The following is a 4,662-nucleotide window of genomic DNA, read 5'->3' on the forward strand; positions in this document are numbered from 1 at the left end:
ACACGATGCGACAGCGGGTATCGCGATTAGTCAGAAAGACCCTGTCGTTCTCAAAGAAGCTAGAAAACCATATTGGCGCGATCTGGACGTTCATCCACGAATACAATCGCTTAATCAGAAAACGACTCATCGAATCGGGCCATCCAGCTATTTCCTCTGTCCTTTACTAAAAGGCACTACCAAGAATTGAATAGTTTTAAGGATAAGAACCCAGGCTAAGCTCAATTGTACTGATGGATGCAAAGAGATCTGATGTGCATTCAAAGGAGAGCGTATATGAGCTGGGCGAAGGAAGAGTTGCAAGGAACGGAATTAGGCGATCGGCGTCGCAGTCAACGGTTAGTGAAGATAGTGGAAGACCTGATAAGTCAACCGAGCAAGAGCGTGCCGCAAGCAAGCCGAGACAATGCAGCGATGCAAGGCATGTACGAGTTTTGGTCGAACCGCCGCATAGAGCCGTCATCGATTCTTTCAGGCCATAGCAGGCGGACAGTAGAACGTTGCCAAGAGCACAGCACAGTATTAGCGATCCAAGACACGACCGAATTAGATTTGAGCCGACAGCGTCACACCCGTGGACTTGGCCCCATCAGCAAAGCCGAAGCACAAGGACTGAAGGTGCATATCACGCTTTGCAGCAGTGATGGGGGCGTGCCCTTAGGGATATTGCCAGGACTTACGCATTGACAGTTGAGTAAATTTGTGGGTTGGGGAGTGTTCTAATTTTTGTGCTCAGCAGGTTGGTTCAGTCGATGAAGCGTTCTGGAAATAGAATAGCAAAATATGACAAAGCTGCCTTCCAATCTTGAATCGGCCTAGTCCAACGCTTTGAGATGTTGTTCATCGCTAAGTACATTAGCTTGAACACCGAGGCTTCATCAGGAAAGACAGCCTTGGTCTTGATCACCTTGCGCAGTGAACGATTGAGCGACTCGATAGCATTAGTGGTGTAGATGACTCTACGAATCTCCATCGGGTAGTTGAACAAAGGACTGAGATGATGCCAGTGTCGGATCCAGATTTGGCTGATAGCCGGGTAAAGCGCATCCCACTTGGCCGCAAAGGCATCGAGAGCGGCTTCCGCCTCAGCTAAGGTAGCGGCTTGATAGATCGGCTTGAGGTCAGCAGCGACCGCTCGGCTCTGCTTCCAGGGGACATAGCGCAGACAGTTGCGGATCAGATGAACGATACAAAGCTGCACCTGGGTTTGTGGGTAGACAGTCTCGATAGCTTGAGGAAAGCCCTTGAGACCGTCACAGCAGGCAATCAGAATATCCTTGAGCCCTCGGTTTTTTAGCTCGGTGAGGACCTGCAACCAGAACTTTGCCCCCTCGGCTTCGGCCTGACCTATCCACAGTCCTAGCAGCTCTTTATTGCCCTCGGTGTTGATAGCCAAAGCAACATAGACTGCCCGCTTGCTGACGCGCCCTGACACTCTGATGTTCACGTAAAGCGCATCGAGATAGACGATAGGATAGAGCTCGTTGAGCGGGCGGGCTTGCCAGGCTTTGACCTCTTCGCTAACGCTATCCGTCACGTCAGCAATGAGCGCAGCAGGCACCTTAGCGCCATAGAGTTCTTCCAGTTGGCCGCTGATGTCACGGGTGCTCAGGCCTCTGGCATACATCAGCAGTATCTTTTCATCGAGACCCGCAAGTCTGCGTTGATGTTTGGGCACCAACACCGGTTCGAAGCTGCTGTGGCGATCGCGCGGAATCGATAGGGCCATTTCGCCCTGCTCTGACTGGACCGTTTTGCTAGTGTAGCCGTTGCGCCGATTGCCCTTTTCAGCTGTGTCAGTTTCTAAGTCGCTCTGAGCTTGGACTTGGTTTTTGAGATGATGGTTAAGTTCGCCGTTGAGGGCCCGCTCGATCAGGCGTTGGCTGAGTTGCTTGAGCAGTCCTGCTTCGCCCAGAATCGCTTCGGGGGTAGAGTTTTCTGCCAGCAGTTCGTCGAGTAGTTCATCGACGCGATTGGGTTGTTGTTTTCTTCGAGCCATGATGCGGTCTCCTGAGTTGTTTGGATTTTAGACCGCTAAGCACAAAATTCTGTACAGTCTCGCGACGGCAGATTCTTTATCTTGAGTGGCTGCAATGTAGAGCGCTTCGACCATCAGCACGGCGGCACTATCGATATCAAAGTCAGCTTGGAGCTGTTGCCAGAGTTGCCGATAGGGCTCATTGGGCAATAAGTCCTGCTGCCAAGTACAGTAAATCAAGGCCCGGGGTTTGCGCCTTAGCCCTTCAATGACGTGACGATAGTTGATGCACCGTGCCCGGCGTTTATCTTTGGCGGTGACGCGCATTCGCGACAGTTCGACCACTAACTGGCGTTCGAGATAGCCACAGATGCGGTCATGGTAGAAGTGAAGTTCCAGCTGCCGGCCAATCAATCGGGACGGCACGGTGTAGAGGATGCAGCGCACATCAATGGTGCTGCGACTGCTGACTCGGGCGGTGAGCACTTCATAGTCCGCCACCCGCTGCGGTGGTAGGGGCTGGAGATGCTTCTGCTCTTCGGCAAACTTGGCTTGGTGTTGCTGGTTGAGCTTGGCGACAATGTCAGTGATGAAGGCTTGATAGTCAGCCACGCTGGCAAAGGCACTGCTGCCCCGCAGGTAGAGTGCCTGAGTAATGCGGTTCTTGAGGTGACCGTGGGGTGATTCAATCGCGCCATTTTCGTGCGCTATCCCTCGGTTGTTGCACGTTGGCCTGAGGCGATAGTGATGACAGAGGTCGTCATAGAGGCGAGTCAACGGTTTACGCCCTTTGCCGCCTGTGTTGCGATAGGCCGCACTGAGGCTATCAGTGCGATGCTCTTGGGGCGCGCCGCCACTGGCAAACAGGGCATTCTGCAACCCTTCCGATAACGCAATGAAGCTCTCGCCCCCTTGTATCACCTGCACGTAGCGCCAACCGCTGTAGGCCAAACGGTAGTGATAGAGCAGATGCTCAAACGGCTCACTGCTGATGGTAATTTCCACGCCTTTCAGCTCGGTGAAGTCCGAGATACCCATCACCCCCGCTTCGTGGCGCAGCTCAAACATCACTTCGGGAGCTTCGCCATGCAGCGCTTTCCAGGTGCGTACTCGGCGTTGAAGCGTCCGCAGCACTTGCGGATACTGGCCTGGGTAGCGCTCCTGCAAATACTCAAACAGCGTCATCGGCTTCAGCCGCGGCTCGCGCTGCAGCATCGGTTCCAACTCTTCTTCCCATACTCCCGCAAGCGGGTCGGCGCTAGTGCGCCAGTCTCGCACCCGACCGCGATTGGGTTGATGCGTTCCGGCTTCAATCCGTTGGCCTGTCCGGTCTGAAAATTCGGCAATCGAAGCCGCATCGCTCTGGGTTAGACCGAGCTCTCGAGCATTCATATACACTCTGATTTGATAACTTTGAATGGTTTGTTTGGGCACTGGAGGCTTCCCCACTTCTTGGGAAAAGGTCTTCAGTGTCTTTTTTATGGCGACAACTGGAACAAAGCATAGAGAACGCTGCTCTCAACCCGTCTTGGTAGCTGTCGTCGGCAGGGCTCACCCGTCTATGTCATTGTCGTCTAATACGCACTATCGGCAAAGCCCTCAAGCGCATCGACTACACGAGAAAAAAAGACTTATGGCTACCGTGAGCGTAACGAAGCGCAACGCCAAGCCTTTTTGCAACAGCTCTCAGCCTACCAAGCGTCCCAGGTCGTTTACCTCGATGAAGCCGGCGTTGATGACACCGAAGACTACCCCTACGGCTACTGTCCTCGTTCAGAGCGCTTCCATGCACTTAAGCTAGGCCATCGCACCAGTCGCATCAGTATGGTAGCTGCTTGGTGCGAGCGTGAGGTGATAGCGCCGATGACGTTTGAGGGACATTGCAACAGTGTGTTGTTTGAAGGCTGGGTAGAACAGATGCTGGTGCCAGTGCTGCAGCCGGGTCAAGTTGTGGTGATGGACAATGCCAGCTTCCATAAGGGAAAGCGAGTCGAGCAGTTGATAGAGCAAGCCGGCTGTCAGGTGTTGTATTTGCCGCCCTATTCACCGGACTACAACAAGATAGAGAAGTTCTGGGCCAGGTTGAAGCACTATCTACGCCAGTATCTGAGTCATTTCAGCAGTTTGTGGGAAGCCGCGGATGAGGCGTTTAGAGAGCTGTCCTAACCAACCCTCTATATGCAATATCTAAAAACCAGTGCCGGTTTGCTGTCATGCCTTAAAACAGATAAACCGCTCGTACCAAAGCAGCAATGCCCTGGAAAGGTATTATAAAACCTCACATGTCACTCATACTTCAAGAAACCATCATCAACGCTGTCCGGGTGATGGTTTCTTTTCTTGAAATGTGGATTAAAGTCCCATATTTCAGGATTTACTAGTATGCCCTGTCCTCTTAGAGTACCTTTCTGTTCCGGTGGAACTTCAGGAGCAGGAAATCCTTGTCCACTTGGAGTTCCCATTTGTCCAATAAATACGAATCGTTTTCCTAGACCGAGAATTGGGCAGGAACTAGACAACCTGTGTCAAACTGCGTTGACTGCTGCGGAGGTTGTAGCCAATCAAGATCCAGAATTGGCTGAGCGCATCCGGCAACAGGTACAGACTGTCAGTCAACTGCAAAATGAGACTCTAGATGAATAAGAACCAATGGAAAAAGTCAAACAGGATGCTTTATTTTTGTT

2 protein-coding genes and 3 pseudogenes are annotated in these 4,662 nt (G+C 52.3%); 3 read left to right on the top strand and 2 right to left on the bottom strand.

The annotated features are described in order from the left end of the window. Both QJQ48_RS27480 and QJQ48_RS27485 read left to right on the top strand, forming a co-directional pair. Nucleotides 1-170 (top strand): annotated as a pseudogene (locus QJQ48_RS27480) (IS1 family transposase); the annotation flags it as partial. A 106-nt stretch (nt 171-276) separates the two neighbouring features. Then, on the top strand, nt 277-687 hold the full coding sequence (locus tag QJQ48_RS27485) for an IS4/Tn5 family transposase DNA-binding protein (RefSeq protein WP_346294410.1): 411 nt from the start codon (nt 277-279) through the stop codon (nt 685-687). Between the two features lie 58 nt (nt 688-745). On the opposite strand, the gene QJQ48_RS27490 is transcribed toward QJQ48_RS27485, so the two are convergent. Together QJQ48_RS27490 and istA are read right to left on the bottom strand one after the other, a co-directional pair. Next, entirely contained in the window at nt 746-1,999 is a 1,254-nt protein-coding gene (locus QJQ48_RS27490; RefSeq protein WP_346294411.1) for an IS256 family transposase, read from the bottom strand. Between the two features lie 60 nt (nt 2,000-2,059). Further along, nucleotides 2,060-3,412: pseudogene (gene istA / locus QJQ48_RS27495) on the bottom strand (IS21 family transposase); the annotation flags it as partial. Nucleotides 3,413-3,607: 195 nt separating this feature from the next. Here istA and QJQ48_RS27500 point away from each other — a divergent pair. Continuing rightward, nucleotides 3,608-4,144: pseudogene (locus QJQ48_RS27500) on the top strand (IS630 family transposase); the annotation flags it as partial. Between the last annotated feature and the right edge of the window lie 518 nt (nt 4,145-4,662).

It is taken from the genome of Sphaerothrix gracilis Ecp01, assembly GCF_030405905.1.
Taxonomy (GTDB): domain Bacteria; phylum Cyanobacteriota; class Cyanobacteriia; order Phormidesmidales; family Phormidesmidaceae; genus Sphaerothrix; species Sphaerothrix gracilis.